The sequence below is a fragment of the Halalkalibacillus sediminis genome, assembly GCF_002844535.1.
Classification (GTDB): domain Bacteria; phylum Bacillota; class Bacilli; order Bacillales; family Alkalibacillaceae; genus Halalkalibacillus_A; species Halalkalibacillus_A sediminis.
The window spans coordinates 41921-63957 of the sequence record NZ_PJNH01000004.1; the positions used below are offsets into that span (position 1 = coordinate 41921).

Here is a 22037-nt window from a genome sequence, read left to right on the forward strand (position 1 = left end):
TCAGCTCTCCTTTGATGTAGGTTTAACTCTTTTTTGATCTTTTTTGGTTAAAGAACTAGGACGCGATAAAAGGCCCCAGTGAGGAAAACGAACCAACACATCCTTCTGATCTTTAGGCATTAAGGGAGCAAAAGGAGACATATACGATTTTCCGAATGATTTTAGACTACATACATGAAGAACCATCGCAATCATCCCTAGAATGATACCAAATAGCCCGAACGTTGCTGCTAAGATCATTAAAGGGAAACGCAATATTCTAACCGAAATCGCTAAATTATATGCTGGGAAAACAAAGCTACAGATGGCTGTGATTGAGACGACGATAACCATGGCAGGAGAGACGAGCCCTGCTTGGACAGCGGATTGTCCTAATACAAGCGCCCCAACAATCGCTACGGCAGAACCCACAGGTTTAGGTAGCCTTACCCCAGCTTCGCGTAAAACTTCGAATGTTAATTCCATCATTAACGCTTCAACTAGTGCTGGAAAAGGTACACCTTCCCTTTGAGCAGCTAAGCTGATTAGAAGGGGAGCTGGAATCATTTCCTGGTGAAAAGTGGTAAAAGCAATATAAATAGAGGGCATAAATAAAGCAACATAAAAACAAAACAGTCTTAATAACCTTATGAAAGTACTAATGTCAGCCCGTTGGTAGTAATCTTCGCTTGATTGCATGAAGTTGACGAATAAAGCTGGAACTAAAAGTACGTTCGGTGTTCCATCTGTTATAATAGCAATTCTACCTTCAAGAATTCCCCCTGCAATCGCGTCTGGTTTTTCAGAATTATAGACAGTAGGGAAGGGTGAGTATTGGGCATCTTGTATGAATTCTTCTAAATAACCACTTTCTAAAATTCCATCAATATCGATTTGATCTAAACGCCGGTTCACTTCTTCGACGACATCGTCTTCAGCAGTTCCCTCTAAATAGACGATGGCTACATCCGTTTGGGTTTTCTCACCAATCTTTTTTGCTTCAATTCGAAGAGAGGAATCTTTTATTTTCCTTCTGATTAAAGAAGTGTTGGTTCTTAAGGTTTCTGTGAAGGCCTCTTTAGGGCCACGAATCACACTTTCGGAGGTGCTTTCCTGAACACCTCTGTCACGCCATCCTTTTGTACTGGCGGCTATTGCTTTCGTTTGTTTTTCTAGCAGCAAGATCGTTTCACCTGAAAGCAACTTTTCGAAAAGATCGTTGTATGACTCTATTTCTTCAGTTTCCCCAATTGGCAGTGCTCTTTCTTTAATGGATAAGTAGAGATCTACACTAGCTTCCTCTTCCGGTGTCATTTCCAACATCAAAGCTTCGAGGATGAAATCTTGCACTGAATTCTTATCTACAAGCCCATCCATAAATATGACGGCTGATGAAGTTTGTTGAATTTCCAACCTGCGGATCACAAGGTCAGAACTATCACCCATGGTCGCCTGGATATGGGCTAAACTATCTTCCAAGTTAGAGAGAAGTGGGTTCGAAGCAGTATTAGATGTTCGACTTCTAGATTTTCGCTTCAATGATCTCCCACCTTTATCAACGGTTGTTTTTGTTTATTTTGCTCATAAACTTAGGGATTATGAATGATATAATGATATTTTTGAGATAATCCATAAAAAAACTGTCCATTTAAAGGACAGTGAAATCAGCAGTGGTCTTTATGCTAGTTGGCGTTTGGATACAGAAAAATAACTCAGAACCAAAATAAAAGAGGCTTTCAATAGTTTCTTTAAACTAATGAAAAGCCTCTTATAACACTTATTTAAAATAGTTAGATAAGAAGTCATTGGTCTGTTCAGGGGTTCTGGCATCTGCGCTATGAAGATGCGCGACTTTTTCTCCAGAATTGAAGACGAGTAGACTTGGAATTCGTATAAAAAACCGCGCTTCTCCATTTGTTTGAATAACTTTTCAGACCATGAATAGTTCTTCATTCTTAATACGGAACGGCCAAATAAACGAGCCATAACATATCCTGTTATCGCCGCTCCCGTTGCCCCGAAGATAATGTAAAGAACTCCAGGCCAGGCTCCAAAAGCAAGTCCTGCTCCGATTGATAGAACTTAGGTTGGTAAAAATATAATCGGACCGACCGTATAGATCAGGAAAAAGATTAAAGGGCCCCACCAACCAAATGACAAAATGAAGTCACGGATATCCGATGGACGGATCTCCAGTTGAATGAGTAATATAAGCAATGGTACCGAATACTAAAAGAACTAAAGTGATTTTGAACCAACGCGGAAATGATGACAATATTGCTCAACCCTTTCACTAGGAGCTGCCAATCTGAAAATCTAAATTAGTTGAAAGAGTAACGAAAGTAAAATTCTACGATTATTCAAAGATGATTTAAATGTTGTTGATTTTACTCGTTCAGTAACTATTGTAGAAGGATTTCTCAGTATATCATGTGAGCTATCTTACATATTCCTTGAAGTTCACAAAAGGTACACAATAAATGCTTGGTTTTTGGGCTTGTCCCGCACAAGTTGTACAGCAAGAATGAGGTGACAAACCAGAGTTGAAAAAGCTATGTAAGAAGGGAATTTTAAATGGCCAGAGGGGAATATCACCCTCTGGTATTCTTAGTAGCCGAAGCCTCCGGACCCTCCGTATGACGCTCCTGCTACAATGAGGAGTACGAACAATACTACGACTAGCGCAAATCCACCACCGTATCCTGACATAAAATATCACCTCTTTTAGAAAACCCTTAAAATAGCTCTTTCTATATCATGTTATGAAGAAAATAAAAATTTGTATGGTTGAGTGTCTTTGTCTGTAAATAACTAAAGTATTGCTAGGTTTTCACTTTTTAGCTTAAGTCATTCTTTTACTCCTAGCTTTGGGTAGTATATAATTGAAGGTCAAAGAAAAACGAAAGATAGGTAGTGTTTATGAGTAAACAAAAAAACAACCAATATAAAAAGTCTAAAAAGAAGAGCCAGCGACATGAGAAGCCTCGCGGGAAACAGAACCGTGCACCTGGGAACCGTCCAGAAGGTAATCCAAAAGGTAAAAATAAGGCTCCTAATAACCCTAAAGGTGGCCAAAAAACTGTCACTGCTGAGGTAACTTGTACAGGGCTGAACAGTGAAGGTAAAGGCATTGTCGAATGGAAGGGTCAACAGCTCGAAGTTGCACACCTCATGCCTGGAGAAAAAGCTGAGATAACCGTCAACACGAAGGGACGGTTTGTGAATACGAAGTTGAAGCGTGTGATTAATTCATCTGAAAATCGTGTCAAACCACCGTGCCCGTATTATTACCAATGCGGCGGTTGTCAGTTGCAGCATATGGACGAGCAGTCCCAAGCGCGTTTCAAACAAGAAACGATCGATCAACTCATGAAACCATTTGGGAAGCCTGAACCAATTATGTCGATGGACCACCCGTGGGATTATCGTAATAAGAGCCATACGACATTTGGATTGAATAAAGACCGGCAGATTATTGGTGGGCTATACGCTCAGAATACCCACCGCATTATCCCGATGGATCGATGTATCATCCATGATCCGAAAGCGGATGAGATCGTACAGACGATTAAAGGCATGATGAAGTCGTTTAAAATGCAACCATACAATGAAGATACTGGACGTGGCTTCCTGCGTCACGTGCTTGTGAAGGTCGGCAAGGTCACAGGGGAAATCATGGTAGTGTTAATTTCTGCATCCCCAATATTCAAGGGGAAAAATAATTTTGTGAAAGCCTTGCGCGATGCTCACCCTGAAATTTCGACGATTTTACTAAACGTAAACAGTAGAGATACTAGCGTAGTTCTGGGTAATCAGGAAAAAGTGTTGTTCGGTAAGGGAACGATTACGGACAAACTTTGCGGGTTGAAGTTTGAGATCTCGCCGAAATCCTTCTACCAAATCAATCCTGTTCAGACGGAAAAGTTGTATGGTAAGGCCATTGAAATGGCAGAGCTAACTGGAAAAGAAACCGTAGTCGATGCCTACTGTGGAATCGGCACGATTGGTCTCATTGCCAGCCAGAAAGCAGGGAAAGTCATCGGCATAGAACAGAATAAAGATGCGGTTAAAGACGCAATCCGTAATTCAAAGAAAAACGGTGTCAAAAATGCACGGTTCTATCAAGGGGATGCCGGAGAGTTTATGGTACAAATGGCAGCGCGCGGTGAGAAGGCAGACGTGGTCATTTTGGATCCGCCGAGAAGCGGGAGTGACGAAGCCTTCTTGTCTAGCGTCGTGAAACTCAAGCCAAAGCGTGTTGTTTATGTATCCTGTAACCCGGAGACACAAGCAAGGGATATGAAGTATCTGGTGAAGAACGGCTATGAAGTTAAAGGAATTCAGCCAGTTGACATGTTCCCTCAGACTTATCACGTGGAGTCAGTTGCGAAGTTAGTACTCAAAGTGTAGCCCAACAATAAAGTCTTGAATTGTGAACAAACATTTGTGAAATCACATAGAGTCATGAGAATAAATTTAAGTAAGAGAGTGTGAAGAAAAGTGGGGAATCCTTTTAAATCAAGGATTTCCCTTTTTTTCTACAAGTGTTTATTATCTCTGTTAATTAAGCTTTGTAAGAAAAGCGATACAAAAAGTTGGGGAATTTGTGGGTTGGGTTCGATGAAACACCTTATTGTTAATAATATTTGAAGGGCAACACTCTCAACTACTAAGTAGTTCAGTTCTTAATTAAATAATCTAAATCATTATACTTATTAACAAAAAGGGGGATTTTTATTTTCCATATAATGTTTACATTTTAATTACTATTTCTTATAATTAAAGTATGTCTAGGGATTTTTTCCCTGAGGACGAACGGATGTCCTTCTGACTGTATAAGTTTACAGTATTGCAAAGGAATCTCACTCAAAGATTCTTTTACTTGAGAACTTACTTTTAATTCGGTTACATCCGTGGTTTAGGCTCTCTACAAACATTTTAGTTTGTGAGAGCCTGTATTGTTTATGAAAGGATGTACAAATTTATGAAAGATATAATTAAAAAGTATATTGAAATTGAGGCAAAAAAACATTCGGAAAGATATCATATTTACCATAATGCTCTACATATTGAGCATGAAAGAAACAAAAAGAGGTTTGGAGAAGGTTATAGTAATAAAGAAGTTAAAAAGCCTTTTGTTTGGTCTGTAGATAAAAAATACAACCCTTTTTACGTATTAAAGAACTCAGAAAAAATTGCTGAAGCTATTGCTAATAAGATAAGGACAGGCAGCTACACACCTAATGCTCCGTATGTTCATGAAATCCCAAAAGCTAATGGAAAAAAACGAAAAATAACTGTGTATCAAATTCCAGATGCCGCAGTATCAAACTATTTGTATAAGAGACTCTTAAGTAAAAATAAGCATAGGTTAAGTTCACTAACTTATGCTTATAGAGATGATAGAAATGTACATTTTGCAATTCAAGATATCGGTTTAGATTTACAATCTCACTCAAGGTTGTTTGTATCAGAATTCGATTTCAGTGATTTTTTTGGTTCAATTAATCATCAATATCTTTATAACCAATTAGATCAAAATGGCTTTATGGTTAGTGACTTTGAAAAACAAATTATTAAAGCTTTTTTAGGTAGGTCAGAAAAGGGAATACCTCAGGGGACCTCAATTTCATTGTTTTTAGCGAATATTGTTTGCTGGAGGCTAGATAGAAGACTAGAGTCTGAGGGTTTAAGGTTTGCGAGGTATGCAGATGATACAGTCATTTGGTCTTCAAATTATAATAAAATATGTGAATCCTTTGAAATAATTAGTAGGTTTTCAAAGGAAGCTGGAATAGAAATAAATGCTGATAAGTCAGATGGCATTAATTTAATGGTCGAACCAGGGTTGCCTTATGAATTTGATAAAACTAAAGAATATATCGAATTTTTAGGTTATAAGCTTTCATTAAAAAATATTAGCATAAAGGAAGAGTCTATAAATAAAATCAAAAAGCAAATTAGCTACTTGCTTTACAAAAATCTAATCAAACCATTGAAGGGGTATCAGTTGAAAAATATAATTGTTCCTAGTAATGATGAGGACCCAGCCTTAGTAACTGCTATGATGCAAGTAAGAAGATATCTCTATGGAAATCTTTCAGAAGCTAAATTGAAAAGTTTTGTAAATGGAAAATATAAAAGAATTAGATTTAAAGGGGTTATGAGCTTCTATCCATTAATAGATGACATAGAGCAATTAAGGGAATTAGATGGGTGGTTAAAATCAACAATATTTAATACCATAAAGCTGAGAGAAAAGCTGTTTATACAACAAAACCTTTTTAGAGTTTCATATAATTTCCCTTTCAATGTAAATAAAGATGAACTAATTACTCAGTTTAAAAATGCATCTTATAAGGGAAATAAAGGGGTGTATGAGATTCCAAGTTTTTTAAGAATCTATCAGGGTATTAAAAATGGAATAACAAATAATGGAATTGAATATACAATGAACGATAAGGCTTTTGAGTATGACTATTAGCCTGAAGAGTTTTTTATATTAGATTGGTCTAATTATCACTTATCGGTGGTCTAATCTGATAGGGAGAACCTTGAAGTTCTTTGCTAACAATATTGAAATACAGTGACATACTTTAAGTCAGTCGCGAAGTTAGTACTCAAAGAAAAAGCAGGCACCCGATAATAAAGGGGCCTGCTTAATTTATACTTTAAGAATGTAACTTTGTTAAAGGGTTAAAGTATGTGGGCTTTCGCCATTAAGACTTGGCAATAAGCCAAGTTTTTCTCATGATTATATTTCTAACTACGCTTTTCGGCTAAATGGGTGCACTAGCCTGCCGAGTATTTTCAATAAATTGATGTTTTTATTTGTAATCAGGCTTTCGATTGTTTTGTTATCAATAGCTTTCGTCAAAAGATCGAGCTGTTGGTTGTCCAATTTTTCCAAACTTCTACGTAGCGAAAGTGAATCATGGTAGCTTTGGTTGAGAGGCTTGACTAATTCTTCGTAATCACCGATTCCTACGATGTCATGAGCTGCATAAATCCCTGTCAACATGGATTCGAATTCCCCAAAGCCAATGAGAGGGGTGATGGCTCCGAAGCAGTTGCCGACAAAGAATGTATTGCCAATTCTCGGAGTTTGTATTTTTCCGACCCTGTAATCTTTTAAGGAATATTCTTTGACGATCATGATTTCTTGGTCTAATCGTATCGCACACTCGGATAAGCATTTTTGCCATAATTCTTCCTTATCTAACGCTTCGTTTTCGGGGTATTGGGGATAAACCAATACAAGAGATGCTTCTGTATCAGAATGGGGGAGTATGTAACTCATCCCTTTCGGTGCAAAATTATTATTAAAAAAAGTATGCGTTTCACTTTCTATAAAATTACCTTCTATTATTGCCCCTTTGAAAGTAGCTTTGAAAGCTACATCGAAAGGTTGTAATTTTTTTGTATCCATCGCATCTCCAGTAGCCAATACTACATGAGTGTATTCTTTTGAGATTTTCTCGTAAGAAACTTCTTGATTATAATGGATTTTTGTTTGGAGTTGATCTGCGAGCTGTTTCTCATATGCTTCTGGATGCTTTCCTCTCATATTGGTAAATCCTAAGTGCCCCTCAATGAAACTCGTTTCATTTTCAGAATGAATATATATTTTCTGTAGATTACTGGATGGCTTCAAATGGATGTCATGAATTTCTGAAAAATATTTCACCGCATCTTTATAGGGAGTATGGAACATTGAAAACATCGCCTCTGAGATCACAAAGCGATCACCGACCATCCCTCTTTTTTCGAAAATGTCAGCTTGGTATCCATGCTTTTCAAGAGTGATTGCACATGTCAGTCCAGCCAGCCCTGCTCCAATTATTGCGATTTTCATCATAACCCCTCCATATTAATCTCTGCTTTTAGTATGAAAGACAAACTTAAATCCTATACGAAATACAGCTAAAAGCTTCAACTCTTCCATCCTCCAAATTTTCCCTTTATACTATATTAAAAAGGGGGCTAATCATGCATAACGTTCGAGAACTGAAAGAAGATGAATTGAAGCAAATGGTTGTACTGGAACAACAAGCTTATACGGCCTATGCACGTGAAAAAGAAGAAGACCTCGATGAAGTGGTTGAGAATCATAAGAAGAAGTTCCACAAAGATGATATACATTTTTACGGGGTATTCGATCAAGAAGAGCTCGTTGGATCAATGAAATTCTATGATTTTGAGTCGAATATTTTTGGAAAATATATGCCGACAGCTGGTGTGAGTTCAATTGCGGTGGATCTTCTCCACAAAAAAGAACGCGTCGCGAAGTCGATGATCGATCATTACTTAGCGGACTATGATGAGCGGGGCTATGCACTTGCTGCATTGTACGCGTTCAGACCAGATTTTTATTATCAGATGGGCTTCGGGTACGGGTCGAAGATGGATCGCTACAAAGTAGAGCCAGCGTCCTTTCCGAATTTCAAACATAAGCCTGACTTGACTTACCTGAAATCGAAGGAAAAAGATCTTCCTCGCATGATGGAATGCTATCATGAATATGCCGGCAATCAACACGGGGCTATGAAGAAATTTGAATGGCAATATGAAATGTTCTTCGACAAGTTCATGTTCAAAAAAGTGGCTGTGGAACGTGATAACAAGATTACTGGTTATGCGATTTTCTCGTTCAAAAAGCGCGAAATCAACAATTTTTTATCCAACGATATTTTGATTCATGAATTCGTTTATAACGATCGAGATGCGCTACAACAGTTATCAACGTTCTTCCATTCGCAAAAGGACCAGGTGAATCGCATTCAAATGAATACACAAGATCCGATGTTCCACCACTTTTTCACAGATGCTCGTGACGGTTCAGATGAGTTGATTACCTTCGTATCTCATCAGACGAACCAGTCAGGTGTCGGATTGATGTATCGTATCATTAATGTGAAAGAGTTTTTTAATCAAGTGTCAAAGCATAATTTCAATGGCGTAAACAAGACGATTTCTTTTGAAATTAAAGATTCATTATATGAAAAGAATAGCGGGACTACCACAGTGAAATTCTCAAAAGGGAAACCTACCGTCGTGCAGGGTGCGAAGGCAGATGCTACTGTCAGTATGGATGTCTCCAACTTTACAAGCCTAGTGCTCGGGGTAGCAACGTTCGCAAAACTTCATCAATATGGTAAGGCCGAAATTTCTGACGAAACATTTGTTGATACTGTAGATGAACTTTTCAGAACAAAAGAAGACTTGATCTGTTTAACCAACTTCTAAAAATACGAATTTTGAAACTGACTAAAGAAGCCCAGATATCTGGGCTTCTAACTATCTTTGTTCTCGCTTCAAAATTACTTGATCGTGATTTCGAAATCGATTTTTTCACCTAGGTTCTCCCAATCCGTATCAATTGGTGCATCGAATACGAAACGCATCGTTTTAACATCAGCTGCTTGTGATTCATTCAATACATACATGACGCTTCCGCTCGATTTTGTATTAGCCATCATTTCACCTTCGATATGATCGCTCAGCCACATATCAGGCTCAATTTGTTCACCGGTGTTCGTAGACATTGTTCCTTGTGCTGCATAGAACGTAATGTCCTCATCACTTGTGTTTTCTACTGCTATGTCAACCTGGATGTATTCCATTTCATCCATTTCCATGAAATCTTTCATTTCACCTTCTAGTGTTCCGGAAACGGTAACAACTTTTTCGATGGTCAACACAACAGGACCTGATTCGAATGTTTGTGGTTCATCCATTTTTCCTTGAAGTTCGAATGTACCACCCTCTGTTTTAATTGTATCGCCAGGCTCAGCATTTTCAGAATTCACTTCGCCATTCTCACTTGAGTCTTCCTCAGTATTTTCTTCATCTAAATCAGTCGTATCTTGTGAGTCTTCCTCAACGTTTTCTTCCGTTTCCTCGTTTTCTGTATCTATTTCAGCTGCCTCATCGTCCCCACACGCCGCAAGCATAATGATTAAACCTATAGTAAGTAATAATAACCATTTATTCATAATTGTGACCTCCTGAATTTTTAAATAAAGACACACTACTATTCATGCGTTTAAGTGCTATGAGATTAAAGATTCATAATAAACTTAAACTTAAACTTATTATGGCAAGTAAATATATTCATTAATCTTACAATGATTCCCAAGCTAAACTTCAAGTTGGTTAACGTATATTTTGTAGCATTCAGGAAAAAATACCATCGAAACAGGAAATATTTAAAAAATATGTTTAGTTTTTTGTACAAGGGGTTATATATAAACTATACAAATATTATACAAACTATTTAGGAGGTTTTGTACATGAATGTATTAGCACTTGTATTAGTCATAATTGGTGGAATTAACTGGTTATTAGTAGGTTTATTCAATTGGGATCTAGTCGGAGGATTATTCGGAGGTATGGACGCAGCCTTTCCACGTATCGTATACGTACTAGTAGGTCTAGCAGCTCTTTATTGCTTAACTCTAATTCCGAAAGTAAAAAGATAACTTTCCAATTAAGTAGCCACTTGGGCGTAAAGCTCAAGTGGTTTTTTATGAAGTCATGTCTTTGTGTAAACGGTTGGTCTTAAATTTATTAGCGAGAGGATTATATATAGGCTCAGATGTAATATGAAGGTCAAGGGAAGGATTTATTCCTCTAAAAATAGAAGTTATTTACAAACGAGTTTTTGAGAGGAGAAAATAAATGAAGAACGAAAAACTATTAAGGGTAGGTACAACCTATATTCCAGTAGCTAATGTGGAGCGCTCATCCGATTGGTACGTAAATAAATTAGAAGCAGAATTAAGTTATAAAGATGATGACAAAGCGATACTTAATCTTGCAAACCAAAGTATTTTTCTTGTTAAAGCAATAGCAAATCAAAGTACTAACTTTATTGATATTAATGGTGAAGAGCACTTTTCTCTAACTTTTGAAGTCAATGGTGTAGGCGCCTTGGAAACAATACATAAGAATTTTATTGACAAAGAAATTAAAGTTGGAAACATTGAAGACAGGGGACACTCTGGAAGGAATTTTGTTTTTTATGACTTAGATGGTAATAAGTTCGATGTTTGGAGTGAATTAAGTCCAACTTTTAGAGAAAAATATTTATTCTCTCAATAAGCTGAAACTAAGATAATTTGCTAAAAAGATCCGTAACAAAAAAATGCCCACAGGACCGATTCCCGTGGGCATTTTATTAATGTATTGCGCAACCTTCATCAACTATTGCACCACTATTGTTATTTCCAATCTTCCGACCATTTCTTCCAGTTTGAAGGGTTATTACTAAGGTAGATTGCAGTTTTGGACTTTTCACCATATTCAGTACCGCTTCCGCCAATCAAGAATTCTAATTCTGGGTTGATTTCATTCAATGTTGTAATGAATTCTACAGCTTCCAGATGTGTTTCTTCTCTAGTTACGGAGAAACAGACAATTTGGATCCCCTGAGCTTCGATCAAATCTTCAACACCTTCATAAGGTGTTTTAGCCCCAAGGTATGTTACGTGATAGCCATTTTCTCTTAGGAACAATGTGAATAGTTGAAGCCCTAGTTGATGTTCTTCGTTTTGAGGGCAAAGAGCCAGTACTTTTGGTAGGCGTTCATTGACTGGGAACAATCTGAAAAATCGTTGAAAACGTTGGTGGACAATTCCACTAATCATATGCTCATGAGCCACACTCAGGTTATTATTTTCCCATTCATCTCCTACTAAATGCATCGTAGGTGCCAAAATGTTGAAGAACACTTCATTGTGATGAAATTGGGAGAAGTAAAAATCCAGAAGTTGATGGATTCTTTCGGGTTGTGCATCAATGACAGCATCATAAAGTTCCTGGATTTGGGCGTCAAATTGTCCTTCAGTAGTCACAGATTCTTTCACCGATTCTCCTTGAGCTTTCTTCTGTTTGAGAAGTTCAACTGCTTGGCTGATTTTGACCCCTTGATCTACCTGCCTTTTGATCCAACGTAGATCTTCAACGTGTTCGCTTGTATACACACGATGGCCTGATTCTGTTCGTTCAGGGATAACTGCTTCGTATCTTTTTTCCCAGGCACGTATCGTTACGGTGGGCATATCCAACATATTTGCTACTGCTTTAATATTGTACATTTTTCTCACCTGTTCCGTTTCAGTATGTTTGTATAACTATTATATCACTAAATTATATAATTTATATACACTTATACCCTTAAACGTGATAAAGTGAAAGCGATTTTGTTATACTTTAAAAAAAGTTTCGATATTTGTTGAAATAAATGGGGTTAGAGAATGGAAGAGCGTTGTTTTTGTTATGAAAAATTCAAAGATCAGCTACCAGCTGATTTCAAGCCTAAATGCTTCAAAGAGCAATGTCGAAATTATCGACAAAATATGAAACAGCTCAAAGAAGAAGAGGATACACATCGTTCGAACTAGGTTAGTATTTTCAAAAATAGAATATGTATACTTTTATGACCAATTAGTTAAGCTTTTATAGTATGATAGAAGTAGACAAAAAGTTATGAATATTAGGAGGTTTCATATACATGACTCAACAAATGGCGGCACAACATTCCAAAATTAGTTTGTTGCTTGATAACATGGAAAAAGTAATGGTAGGAAAGCGAGAGGCAATCGAATTAAGTCTGGTTGCACTACTTGCTGAAGGCCATGTCTTACTTGAGGACGTACCTGGCGTAGGGAAGACAATGCTCGTTCGGGCATTAGCGAAATCGTTAGACCTCGACTTCAAAAGAATTCAGTTCACTCCTGATTTACTACCGTCTGATGTAACAGGCGTGTCGATTTATAATCAAAAGGAAATGAACTTCGAATTCCGCCCGGGACCGATTCTTGGAAACATCGTCCTAGCCGATGAAATTAACCGTACATCTCCTAAGACCCAGTCTGCATTATTAGAAAGTATGGAAGAAAAACATATAACTGTAGACGGTGTGACGATGAAATTGAGCCAGCCTTTTTTCGTAATGGCTACACAGAACCCGATCGAGTATGAAGGTACATATCCTCTACCTGAAGCTCAACTTGACCGTTTCTTATTGAAGTTGAATCTAGGCTATCCTTCAGCCGAAGAGGAAGTTCTGATGTTAGAGCGAACATCTATGAAACATCCAATTGATACGATTGATCCAGTCATGCAGAAAGAAGAACTGACTCAGTTGCAAGAAGATGTTTCTCAGGTTCATGTAGGTAAAAATATCAAGGAATATATCGTGAAAATCGTGAATAATACACGGAACCATCCAATGTTTTATTTGGGTGCTAGTCCGCGTGCTTCAATCGCCTTGATGAAGGCATCCAAAGCTTATGCATTCATCCAAGGTCGTGACTATGTCATTCCAGATGATGTGAAGTTTATGGCACCACATGTGCTTTCACACCGTCTATTAATTAGCTCTGAAGCAAAATTTGAGGGTAAAACATCAACGTCTATTTTAGAAGATTTAGTCAGTAAAACGATTATTCCTATCGAAAGAGGTTAATATGTTAAATCCGGTCCGAACCATGATTCGATTATTATTAGTCATTTTATTAGTTGCAGTGTTATTTTCCTATGCAATGTTTCAAGGGGGATTCGTCAGTTGGTTTTTATTCTTCAGCTTCGCCCCTCTGTTAATTTATTCGATTCTTATGATGATCTATCCTATCCATCTTTCAAAAATAGACCGTCACTTGTCGAAGAAATACACGCAAGCTGGTAGTACTGTTGAAGTGACACTATCAATCAATCGTTTGATTCCTTTTCCAATTCCTTATGTCATCATTGAGGACGTTCTGCCTGATGGTTTATCTTGGAATGACACACGACATCGGAAATATCAATTTTTGAAAAATCCAGATGCTTTGAAACATCGTCAGAAAACCAAAGTTGTGAAATTCCCTTTGTTTAAGAAAAAAATCACTTATAAGTATGAGATAACTTCCATTCCAAGAGGGAAGCATTCGTTCAGCCAGGTGAAATTCATTACGGGAGACTTTCTAGGTTTGGTGAAGAAAGAACATCATTTCGATGTAGCAACTCAAATCTTTGTTGAGCCAAGGGAAGTTGCGATGCGTGTAAAAAGTGAGCGATCCGCTTTTGAAGAAGGGGAACAGGCTTCTTATCAGATAACCGCTAAGCATACGAACGTAGTATCTGGTGTCAGGGACTATGCACCGGGGGATAAAGTTTCGTGGGTTGATTGGAAGACCACTGCAAGAAAACAAAAGTTAGTGACAAAGGAATTCGAGCAAGAGAAGCATAAAGATTTGACCATTGTCTTGAACGGATTAAGCCAAGGGGAAGATGATTGGTTGGCGTTTGAGGCTAGCATAGAAGTTGCCCATGCTCTTGCGAAACAGTCGATGCATGAACATGGACATGTTTCTTTCGTCGCTCTTGGAGTCGATAGGGAAGAAATCAATTTATCTCAAGGGCAATCACAAATTGATCGATTGGTGAGGGTGCTATCTGAGTTGAAATTGGTACAGGGTGAATCATTTGGTCAGCGTTTGATGAGGGAAGGATTATTCGTCTCAAACGACCGGAATCTAGTCGTTGTAACACATACCTTAGATCAACAAACATGGAAAACATTACACCAAGTGAACCTTCAAGATGTTTCAGTAAGCATTATTTTCATCAAAAGTAAGGCGCATATCTCCACAAAAGAGAACCAATTGCTGGATCGCCTGAAGCATGAAGGGATTCAAGTGTCTTGGCTTTCAGAAGATCAATTGACGAGTAAATTCATTGAGGTGAACGCGTGATGAATTTAAGTACACAACAATCTAAACAACTGATTGGTCTGATTCTATACGCAGGGGCTTTTCTGCTTTTGTTAGAGTGGCTTTTCCCGCTTGAACAAATTACGGATACAGATAATGTTTTCGCTTTTTATCTCTATCTAGGCCTCTGCTTTTTGTTGACGGTTTCTTTTTTACCTACTTGGAGTACGTCGATATTGAAATTTCTCGGTCTTGTGTTTGTTATGGATCAGCTTTTCTACCCAGTGACGATATTTTCTAGAGAATGGTTTTCGTTATTCTATAATGACATAGCGACTAATATCAGCCTCGCAATCTCTCAGAACTGGCTACAGCTGACCCCTTCATTTAGGACATTACTATTCTTAGTTTTACTCTGGATGATGAGTTATTTACTTTACTACTGGTTCGTGGTGGTCAAAAAGCCTTTCTCATTCATCTTGTTCACAATCGTCTATTTGACATTGCTTGATACGTTTACATATTACGATGCAGGTACTCCGATCATCCGCGTCTTCATTGTCAGTGTGGCTATATTGGGTGTCGCACATATATACCGAGTGTTGGACAAAGAGGGGATTAGCACTGATTCATCCAGAACTTTAGTGAAATGGGTGGTACCACTTCTTGCAGTAATCGCATTCAGTACAGTAATCGGTTATGCTGCCCCTAAATTCGACCCGCAATGGCCAGATCCTGTCCCTTATTTAGAAGGAACGGCTGAAAAAACATTCGGTGGTGGAGGTTCAGGTACCCAAAGAATCGGTTATGGGGAGAATGATGACCGACTGGGCGGTGGATTTATCGCAGATGATACAACCGTGTTTTACGCTCAGGCAAAATCAAGCGGTTACTGGAAGGTTGAAACAAAGGATACCTACACAGGTCTTGGGTGGGAAAGAACACGAGAAGGAGAGTTCCTTGAAGCCCCTGGTTCAGGACAGGCCCGTGAACTCCCTGAGCTCAATCAATATAATGAAGAAATAGTAACAGAATTTAATCGTAGTGAGATTCAATTCGAGGAACTTGGAAATCTGACGAAACTACCTTACCGTTATGGACTATCAGTACTTTTTTCTGAAAATGGAACTGAATTTGAATATAACCCGATTACCGGAGAAATCTTTCCTCTTATAGATGGCGAACGTGAATTGATTGATGGGGTGACCTCGGCGGTGGATGAGCACGCGTATCCGATAAATAAAATGCGTGAATCTACCTACGGAGAAATCCCTCAAGAATATCTCCAACTTCCAGATGATCTACCTCAGCGAGTGGTCGATTTGGCTGAAGAGATTGCAGCTAATGGAGAAAATCCATATGACAAGGCGAAATTGATCGAGAGCTATTTCTCAATGGAAGGGTTCGAATATGAAACTGAGGACGTGCCGGTTCCGGAAGAGGATGAAGATTATGTCGACCAGTTTTTATTCGAATCTCAGAAGGGTTACTGTGATAACTTTTCCACTTCAATGGTCGTCATGTTACGGGCGATCGATATCCCTGCTCGATGGGTGAAGGGCTTTACCGGTGGTGAGCCGCTTTATAATCAAGAGGTATTCGAAGATAATGAGTTGAAATCATACGAGGTTCAAAATAACAATGCTCATTCTTGGGTTGAAGTATACTTTCCAGAAGTAGGTTGGGTTCCTTTTGAACCGACCGTCGGCTTCTCCAATGAATCAGACTTTACACTTGGTGAGGATGTTGAAACGGGAGAAGATGAATCTGAAGAGAATGATCCTCTAGAAGCACCTGAACAAGAAGAGGAACTTCCTGAGCCTGACCAAGGTGAAGAAACACCTGAAGGGGAGTCTGATTCGGATAATGCTGGGGCTATCTATTTCAAATGGCAATATTGGTTATTGGGCTTGGCTTTAATTGGTCTTCTCACATATCTATTGATCAGGTATCGCTATCAATTGATGACTAAATGGAAAAAAGCGAAATTTAATCGAAGAAATGACCTTGATACCTTAACGAAATCTTATAAATACTTGTTGCAAGTCCTTGATAAAGAAGGATTTTCAAGAAAAGAAGGGCAAACATTGAGAGAGTTTGCACGTGATGTGGATCGCTTCTTGGGTAATAGTGATATGAGTCAATTAACGAACTATTATGAGCGTGCTATCTATAAAGAAGAGGATATTCACCAAAATCATGATTATATTTACCAGTTATGGCATCGTATTGTTCGGTATTTGGCTTAAAAAGTATTGACGGAGAGTATATCATTGTGTAAAGTAAGACTGTAATCAAAAAATGAATTGAAACACTTGTATAATATTGGGAATACGGCCCAAGAGTTTCTACCGGACCACCGTAAATGGTCCGACTACGAGTGATTGTAAACGATAGATGTCCGTACATCAGTGTACGGGTGATGTTTGTTGTTACAATTTCCCTCGTAGACACTCTTGGCTAATGGCTGGGAGTGTTTTTTGTGTTTCTTAATAGGGGAGGAATAGAGAGAATGAAGAATTTTTTTCGTTTTGAAGAGTATGGCACGAATTTTAAAAGAGAATCTATTGCTGGTTTAACAACATTTCTGGCAATGGCATACATTTTGTTCGTCAACCCATCTGTTTTATCACTTGGGGGTATTGAAGAGCTGCCTGAAGGTGTTACACGTATGGACCCAGGTGCCATTTTCACAGCGACTGCATTAGCAGCTGCGATTGGTACACTAATTATGGGGTTATTGGCGAAGTACCCGATTGCGCTTGCACCTGGAATGGGGCTTAACGCATTTTTCGCCTATACAGTTGTTTTAGGTTACGGGATTCCATGGGAAACTGCACTTGCTGGGGTTTTAGCTTCTGGACTTATCTTTGTTGTATTGACTGTAACAGGTGTTCGTGAACGGATTATTAATGCCATTCCGAACCAACTTAAATTAGCGGTAGGTGCCGGTATAGGTTTATTCATCGCTTTTATCGGTTTGACGAATGTCGGAATCATTGAAGCGGACCCAGCCACTTATGTAACCCTAGGTGATCTGACAAATGGTCCGACTTTGTTAGCCGTGTTCGGGGTTCTCGTCACAGTGATTCTGCTTACGTTAGGCCTTAAAGGCGGAGTCTTTTACGGAATGATTATTACAGCAGTTGCAGGTATGCTTGTAGGTTTGATTGATCCACCATCTGCTATGAGTGATGTTGTTGGGCCTGTACCAAGTTTAGAGCCGACATTTGGCGCAGCAATTACACACTTTGGTGAGATTTTCACGCTTCAAATGCTAGTTGTCATTATGACATTCTTATTCGTCGACTTTTTTGACACTGCTGGAACTCTTGTTGCAGTAGCGACTCAAGGTGGACTGATGAAAGATAACAAGCTACCACGTGCAAACAAAGCGTTATTCTCAGATTCAGCTGCAACAGTTGCTGGTTCTGTTTTAGGTACTTCGACTACCACCTCTTATATTGAATCAACAACGGGTGTTAGTGCTGGTGGACGGACAGGTTTCGCTTCCGTTGTCACCGCAGTACTTTTCTTATTAGCACTGTTCTTTTCACCACTACTTGGCGTAGTTACTGCAGAAGTGACAGCTCCTGCGTTGATAATTGTAGGTATTTTGATGGCAGCGAATTTACGCCATATCGAGTGGGACCAATTCGAAATTGCTGTTCCATCTTTCTTGACGGTATTGGCGATGCCTTTAACATATAGTATCGCGACTGGTATTGCTATTGGTTTCATTTTCTACCCAATTACGATGTTAGTTAAAGGGCGTGGCCGTGAAATCCATCCAATCATGTACGCTTTATTCCTGATTTTCATTTTATACTTCATTTTCTTGACGGAATAAACCGTTACTCTTCGTAATCGATGGAGATGGATTTGGAATCTTCGTTGTTAGAAACTAGTTTATATAATTGAATCCAGACAAGTCCGTTCTTGTAACGGGCTTGTTTTTTATCTTTCCTCACAGGGAAGGGAAGTTCAATTTCCCGTTTAAAAGCACCTTGCATGATTTCTTCTTGTACAAGTTGGAAGTCATGGGGTTCTATTTTGATTTCGCCTTTGATCAACAGACGCTGGTCATGGATTTCACAACTGATATCGTCTATTTTTTTCAAACCTGGTACATTAATTACACACAAAATTTCATATTCTTTTCGAAAAAGATTGACTTGTGGTAAGTTCGGATTTAAAATACCTTCAAATTGATTCCAAAAATTATCACCAAAAAAATGGTCCATATTTTTTTTCCAGTCATGCATGTTCTTAAATGAGTTCAACTTGCCGCCCTCTTTTCTATTGTTGGCTAAAAGTGAGTATTCTTAATTTTATATCTATGCGAAAGTTTTGGGCTGGTGCATTTTTGGGAACTAAATAGATGTTTAGATAATAGGAGGCTTTTTCATGCTTGAATCAGGGATTGTCATGCTACTGATTATTTTGTGTGTAAATATAGTTTACGTGTCATTACTGACGGTGCGTATGATATTTACCTTTAAAGGAAAAAGATACTTAGCTGCTACGATTGGTGTCTTTGAGATTACCGTTTATACCCTCGGACTAGGCTTAGTACTTGAGAACCTCGATGCAATTCAAAACTTAGTTGCCTATGCGCTTGGTTTCGGAATTGGGGTAATCTCTGGGATGAAGATCGAGGAGAAGTTGGCGATCGGTTACATTACAGTAAATATCATTTCATCTGATCCGGAAATTCCGTTCACAGAGACTCTTCGCGCAAAAGGATATGGGGTCACGAGTTGGTATGCTTATGGGATGGAAGGTGATCGACTAGCCGTGCAGGTGTTGACTCCGAGGAAATATGAACTGATGTTATATGATACAATTAAAGAAATTGACCCGAAAGCGTTCATTATTGCTTATGAACCGCGCCAAATCTTTGGCGGATTCTGGGTGAAGAAAGTAAAAGGGAGTAAGTTAAGACGTGAAGAAGAAGAAATACAGAGTCAGTGATTATAAGTCAGTAGATGAGTGTTTGGATCAGATGGCACGCGATGGTTATCGACCAGTACGTCGCATGGAAAAGCCTGTTTTCGAAGAGCGTGGAAAAGAAAGAGTTCCAGTTCAACAGGATATCGTGTTTGAAGCAGTGGAGAAGGAATAGTCACGACTATATAGAAAGCATAAATAATTCTGAGAAAAACTTGGCTTATCGCCAAGTCTAATGGCGAAAGTCTTAGTTTTTCACATACTTTAATCCTTTAACAAGGTTAAACATTCTAAAAGTAAAAAAATCAGCTGGCTTCATTAGAAGTCAGCTGACTGATTTTGGTCAGATGATTTTGTTTGGCTTTGCCACACATCGGTCACCGGGCAATAGCGCACGATTCCTTCTGCGATTTTCATAGCGGAGGCGATAATGACGACCCAATAGCTTTGGTTCCAAGGCCTTTTCGTCAATCGGACTGCTCCGTATGTTAGAAAGAATAGTCCACAAGTGATTCGGACAAGTGCATTTATCGTTCCTATGTTCTGTTTTCCCATTTAGCTCTTCCCTTCACGAATTTAATGTATTAAAATTTTACATAGAGACAAACTTTTAAAACTACTAAGGAGGGCGCTTATGAACGATCACTTATATCGATGGAGAAATCGACAAATCAGAGAACACGTTGCGGTCATAGATGGCAAGCTACCTCCTACCAAGGTACTTAAGAATGCGACTTACTTGAATGTATACTTAAAGAAATGGTTACAGGCCAACATTTGGATTTACGAAGATCGAATTGTCTACGTTGGGGAGGAGATGCCTCCTAACCATTCGAAAACGGAAATGGTCGAATGTGAAGGCCAATACTTAGTCCCGGGATATATCGAGCCTCATGCGCATCCATTTCAGTTATATAATCCCCATTCATTAGCTGAATATGCGTCAAAATCAGGAACATCTACTTTAGTCAACGACAATTTAATGTTCCTATTATTAACTAATCAAAAGAAAGCGTTTTCTTTAATAGATGAACTGGGCAATTTACCGGTCTCCCTCTTTTGGTGGTCGAGGTTCGACTCGCAGTCAGAACTGCGCGATGAAGATGAATTCTTGGACAACGATAAAGTGCTTGAGTGGCTTAACCACGAAGCGGTGATTCAAGGTGGAGAGCTGACGAACTGGCCAGATATCTTACAAGAGGATGACCGTGGATTGTATTGGATGCAGGAAACGAAGCGTCTGAGGAAAGTTGTTGAAGGTCACTTTCCTGGTGCTTCTGAGCGTACGTTGACTAAGATGAAGTTACTCGGTGCCGATGGTGATCATGAGTCAATTTCTGCAAAAGACATATACGAGCGTTTGAAGTTGGGATACTATGCTGCGATTCGGAACTCCTCGATCCGTCCAGATCTACGCAAAATCTTACAGGATCTGAAATCTTTTGAGGTGAACAAATACGATCATCTTCTCTATACGACCGATGGATCCACTCCATCTTTTCATGAAAAAGGGTTTATAGATGACTGTATCCGTATTGCTATTGAAGAGGGTGTACCTACTGAAGATGCTTATGCGATGGCTACGATCAATGCGGCGCAATATTTTTCTCTAGACCACCGTGTAGGAAGTATTGCCCCAGGGCGAGTCGCTCATATCAACTTCTTAACAGAAAAAAATGATCCTACTCCAGAATCTGTCTTATCCAAAGGAAAGTGGATAAAGCGTGATGGAGTCATTAAAATGGACCGTTTTCAAGAGATTGAATGGTCACAGTTCGGATTATCAGAATTGAAAATTGATTGGAATATTACTGCTGACGACCTTCGATTCTCGATGCCATTTGGAATGGAAATGATTAATGATGTCATTATGAAACCATATCCGGTTAAATCGGAGTCTCAAAGTACAGTGTTGAATCGTTTAGAGGATGAAGCATATGTGATGTTAATGGATCGCCAAGGTGAATGGAGGACATCCACCTTCTTAAAAGGATTTACGAAATCACTGGGGGGTCTTGTCAGCTCTTACTCTAATACAGGAGATATTATCTTTATAGGTAAAAATCAACACGATATGAAAATGGCATTTGAGCGGATGAAGGAATTAGGCGGAGCAATCGTGCTCGTTCATGAAGGGGAAGTGATTTTCGAATTACCACTCCCGCTTAAAGGGGTCATGACAGATATACCGATGGAAGATTTGATCGTCAAGGAACGTGAACTCAAGAAAATTCTAAAAGATTATGGCTACCATCATAGTGATCCTGTTTACACGTTATTGTTTTTATCATCTGTCCACTTGCCGTATATCCGCATTACACCGCAAGGAATCATTGATGTAAAAAAGAAAGAGATTCTCTTTCCTTCGGTTATGCGTTAAAATAGTAATGAATAAAAGTAAAGAGGGGAAAA

General features: G+C 38.8%; 20 protein-coding genes, 2 pseudogenes and 1 riboswitch. Of the genes and pseudogenes, 13 read left to right on the top strand and 9 right to left on the bottom strand.

Annotated elements, in window-relative coordinates:
* The 4 genes and pseudogenes from CEY16_RS12660 to CEY16_RS12670 all read right to left on the bottom strand — a co-directional run bounded on the left by CEY16_RS12660 (window position 1) and on the right by CEY16_RS12670 (window position 2688).
* A complete protein-coding gene (locus CEY16_RS12660) occupies window positions 1-1518 on the bottom strand; it encodes a spore germination protein (RefSeq protein WP_238378851.1) in 1518 nt (505 codons plus the stop codon).
* A 238-nt stretch (window positions 1519-1756) separates the two neighbouring features.
* Window positions 1757-1867 (bottom strand): annotated as a pseudogene (locus tag CEY16_RS15450) (thiol reductase thioredoxin); the annotation flags it as partial.
* A pseudogene (locus CEY16_RS15455) lies at window positions 1831-2052 on the bottom strand (VTT domain-containing protein); the annotation flags it as partial. The pseudogenes CEY16_RS15450 and CEY16_RS15455, both read right to left, overlap by 37 nt.
* Before the next feature lie 534 nt (window positions 2053-2586).
* Window positions 2587-2688: a YjcZ family sporulation protein gene (locus tag CEY16_RS12670; protein WP_101332416.1), complete on the bottom strand. Its 102-nt coding sequence runs from the start codon at window positions 2686-2688 to the stop codon at window positions 2587-2589.
* Window positions 2689-2898: 210 nt separating this feature from the next.
* Between CEY16_RS12670 and rlmD the strand changes: the two genes are divergently transcribed.
* Together rlmD and CEY16_RS12680 are read left to right on the top strand one after the other, a co-directional pair.
* Window positions 2899-4389: a 23S rRNA (uracil(1939)-C(5))-methyltransferase RlmD gene (gene rlmD, locus CEY16_RS12675; RefSeq protein ID WP_101332417.1), complete on the top strand. Its 1491-nt coding sequence runs from the start codon at window positions 2899-2901 to the stop codon at window positions 4387-4389.
* Window positions 4390-4963: 574 nt separating this feature from the next.
* Complete coding sequence (locus CEY16_RS12680) at window positions 4964-6463, top strand: reverse transcriptase domain-containing protein (protein WP_101332418.1); 1500 nt, start codon at window positions 4964-4966, stop codon at window positions 6461-6463.
* A gap of 282 nt (window positions 6464-6745) precedes the next feature.
* Here CEY16_RS12680 and CEY16_RS12685 read toward each other — a convergent pair whose 3' ends face one another.
* On the bottom strand, window positions 6746-7834 hold the full coding sequence (locus tag CEY16_RS12685; protein WP_101332419.1) for an FAD-dependent oxidoreductase: 1089 nt from the start codon (window positions 7832-7834) through the stop codon (window positions 6746-6748).
* 134 nt (window positions 7835-7968) lie between these two features.
* On the opposite strand from CEY16_RS12685, the gene CEY16_RS12690 reads away from it, so the two are divergent.
* Window positions 7969-9225 (top strand): GNAT family N-acetyltransferase, encoded by a 1257-nt coding sequence (locus CEY16_RS12690; RefSeq protein WP_101332420.1) that lies wholly within the window; start codon window positions 7969-7971, stop codon window positions 9223-9225.
* Between the two features lie 74 nt (window positions 9226-9299).
* On the opposite strand, the gene CEY16_RS12695 is transcribed toward CEY16_RS12690, so the two are convergent.
* Entirely contained in the window at window positions 9300-9974 is a 675-nt protein-coding gene (locus CEY16_RS12695; RefSeq protein WP_101332421.1) for a DUF4352 domain-containing protein, read from the bottom strand.
* 297 nt (window positions 9975-10271) lie between these two features.
* Between CEY16_RS12695 and CEY16_RS12700 the strand changes: the two genes are divergently transcribed.
* Entirely contained in the window at window positions 10272-10460 is a 189-nt protein-coding gene (locus CEY16_RS12700; protein WP_101332422.1) for a DUF378 domain-containing protein, read from the top strand.
* 199 nt (window positions 10461-10659) lie between these two features.
* Entirely contained in the window at window positions 10660-11082 is a 423-nt protein-coding gene (locus CEY16_RS12705) for a VOC family protein (protein ID WP_101332423.1), read from the top strand.
* Between the two features lie 119 nt (window positions 11083-11201).
* Here the strand turns inward: CEY16_RS12705 and CEY16_RS12710 are convergent, their stop codons facing one another.
* Window positions 11202-12077, bottom strand: a complete 876-nt coding sequence (locus CEY16_RS12710; RefSeq protein WP_101332424.1) for a MerR family transcriptional regulator — start codon at window positions 12075-12077, stop codon at window positions 11202-11204.
* Between the two features lie 159 nt (window positions 12078-12236).
* Between CEY16_RS12710 and CEY16_RS15265 the strand changes: the two genes are divergently transcribed.
* From CEY16_RS15265 to CEY16_RS12730, 5 genes are all read left to right on the top strand, one after another.
* Window positions 12237-12383 carry a hypothetical protein gene (locus CEY16_RS15265; RefSeq protein WP_162297937.1) on the top strand — a complete coding sequence of 49 codons (147 nt, stop codon included), beginning with the start codon at window positions 12237-12239 and terminating at the stop codon, window positions 12381-12383.
* Between the two features lie 110 nt (window positions 12384-12493).
* Window positions 12494-13450 (top strand): AAA family ATPase, encoded by a 957-nt coding sequence (locus CEY16_RS12715; protein ID WP_101332425.1) that lies wholly within the window; start codon window positions 12494-12496, stop codon window positions 13448-13450.
* Window position 13451: 1 nt separating this feature from the next.
* Window positions 13452-14717 carry a DUF58 domain-containing protein gene (locus CEY16_RS12720; protein ID WP_101332426.1) on the top strand — a complete coding sequence of 422 codons (1266 nt, stop codon included), beginning with the start codon at window positions 13452-13454 and terminating at the stop codon, window positions 14715-14717.
* Window positions 14717-16924, top strand: a complete 2208-nt coding sequence (locus CEY16_RS12725) for a transglutaminase domain-containing protein (protein WP_101332427.1) — start codon at window positions 14717-14719, stop codon at window positions 16922-16924. The genes CEY16_RS12720 and CEY16_RS12725 overlap by 1 nt, the downstream gene beginning before the upstream one ends.
* Window positions 16925-16970: 46 nt before the next feature.
* A riboswitch (purine riboswitch) is annotated at window positions 16971-17072 on the top strand.
* Window positions 17073-17187: 115 nt separating this feature from the next.
* The gene (locus CEY16_RS12730) at window positions 17188-18525 is read left to right on the top strand and encodes an NCS2 family permease (RefSeq protein ID WP_101332428.1); all 1338 of its coding nucleotides are present in this window, start codon (window positions 17188-17190) and stop codon (window positions 18523-18525) included.
* Between the two features lie 4 nt (window positions 18526-18529).
* On the opposite strand, the gene CEY16_RS12735 is transcribed toward CEY16_RS12730, so the two are convergent.
* Entirely contained in the window at window positions 18530-18958 is a 429-nt protein-coding gene (locus tag CEY16_RS12735; RefSeq protein WP_101332429.1) for an Hsp20/alpha crystallin family protein, read from the bottom strand.
* A gap of 124 nt (window positions 18959-19082) precedes the next feature.
* Here CEY16_RS12735 and CEY16_RS12740 point away from each other — a divergent pair, with 124 nt between their 5' ends.
* Both CEY16_RS12740 and CEY16_RS12745 read left to right on the top strand, forming a co-directional pair.
* Window positions 19083-19649 carry a DUF2179 domain-containing protein gene (locus CEY16_RS12740; protein ID WP_101332430.1) on the top strand — a complete coding sequence of 189 codons (567 nt, stop codon included), beginning with the start codon at window positions 19083-19085 and terminating at the stop codon, window positions 19647-19649.
* Window positions 19621-19800, top strand: coding sequence for an NETI motif-containing protein (locus CEY16_RS12745; protein ID WP_101332431.1), 180 nt, complete (start codon window positions 19621-19623; stop codon window positions 19798-19800). The genes CEY16_RS12740 and CEY16_RS12745 overlap by 29 nt, the downstream gene beginning before the upstream one ends.
* 143 nt (window positions 19801-19943) lie before the next feature.
* Here CEY16_RS12745 and CEY16_RS12750 read toward each other — a convergent pair whose 3' ends face one another.
* On the bottom strand, window positions 19944-20180 hold the full coding sequence (locus tag CEY16_RS12750) for a YgaP family membrane protein (protein ID WP_101332432.1): 237 nt from the start codon (window positions 20178-20180) through the stop codon (window positions 19944-19946).
* A gap of 79 nt (window positions 20181-20259) precedes the next feature.
* Between CEY16_RS12750 and CEY16_RS12755 the strand changes: the two genes are divergently transcribed.
* Window positions 20260-22005: an adenine deaminase C-terminal domain-containing protein gene (locus CEY16_RS12755; RefSeq protein WP_101332433.1), complete on the top strand. Its 1746-nt coding sequence runs from the start codon at window positions 20260-20262 to the stop codon at window positions 22003-22005.
* The last annotated feature ends 32 nt before the right edge of the window (window positions 22006-22037 follow it).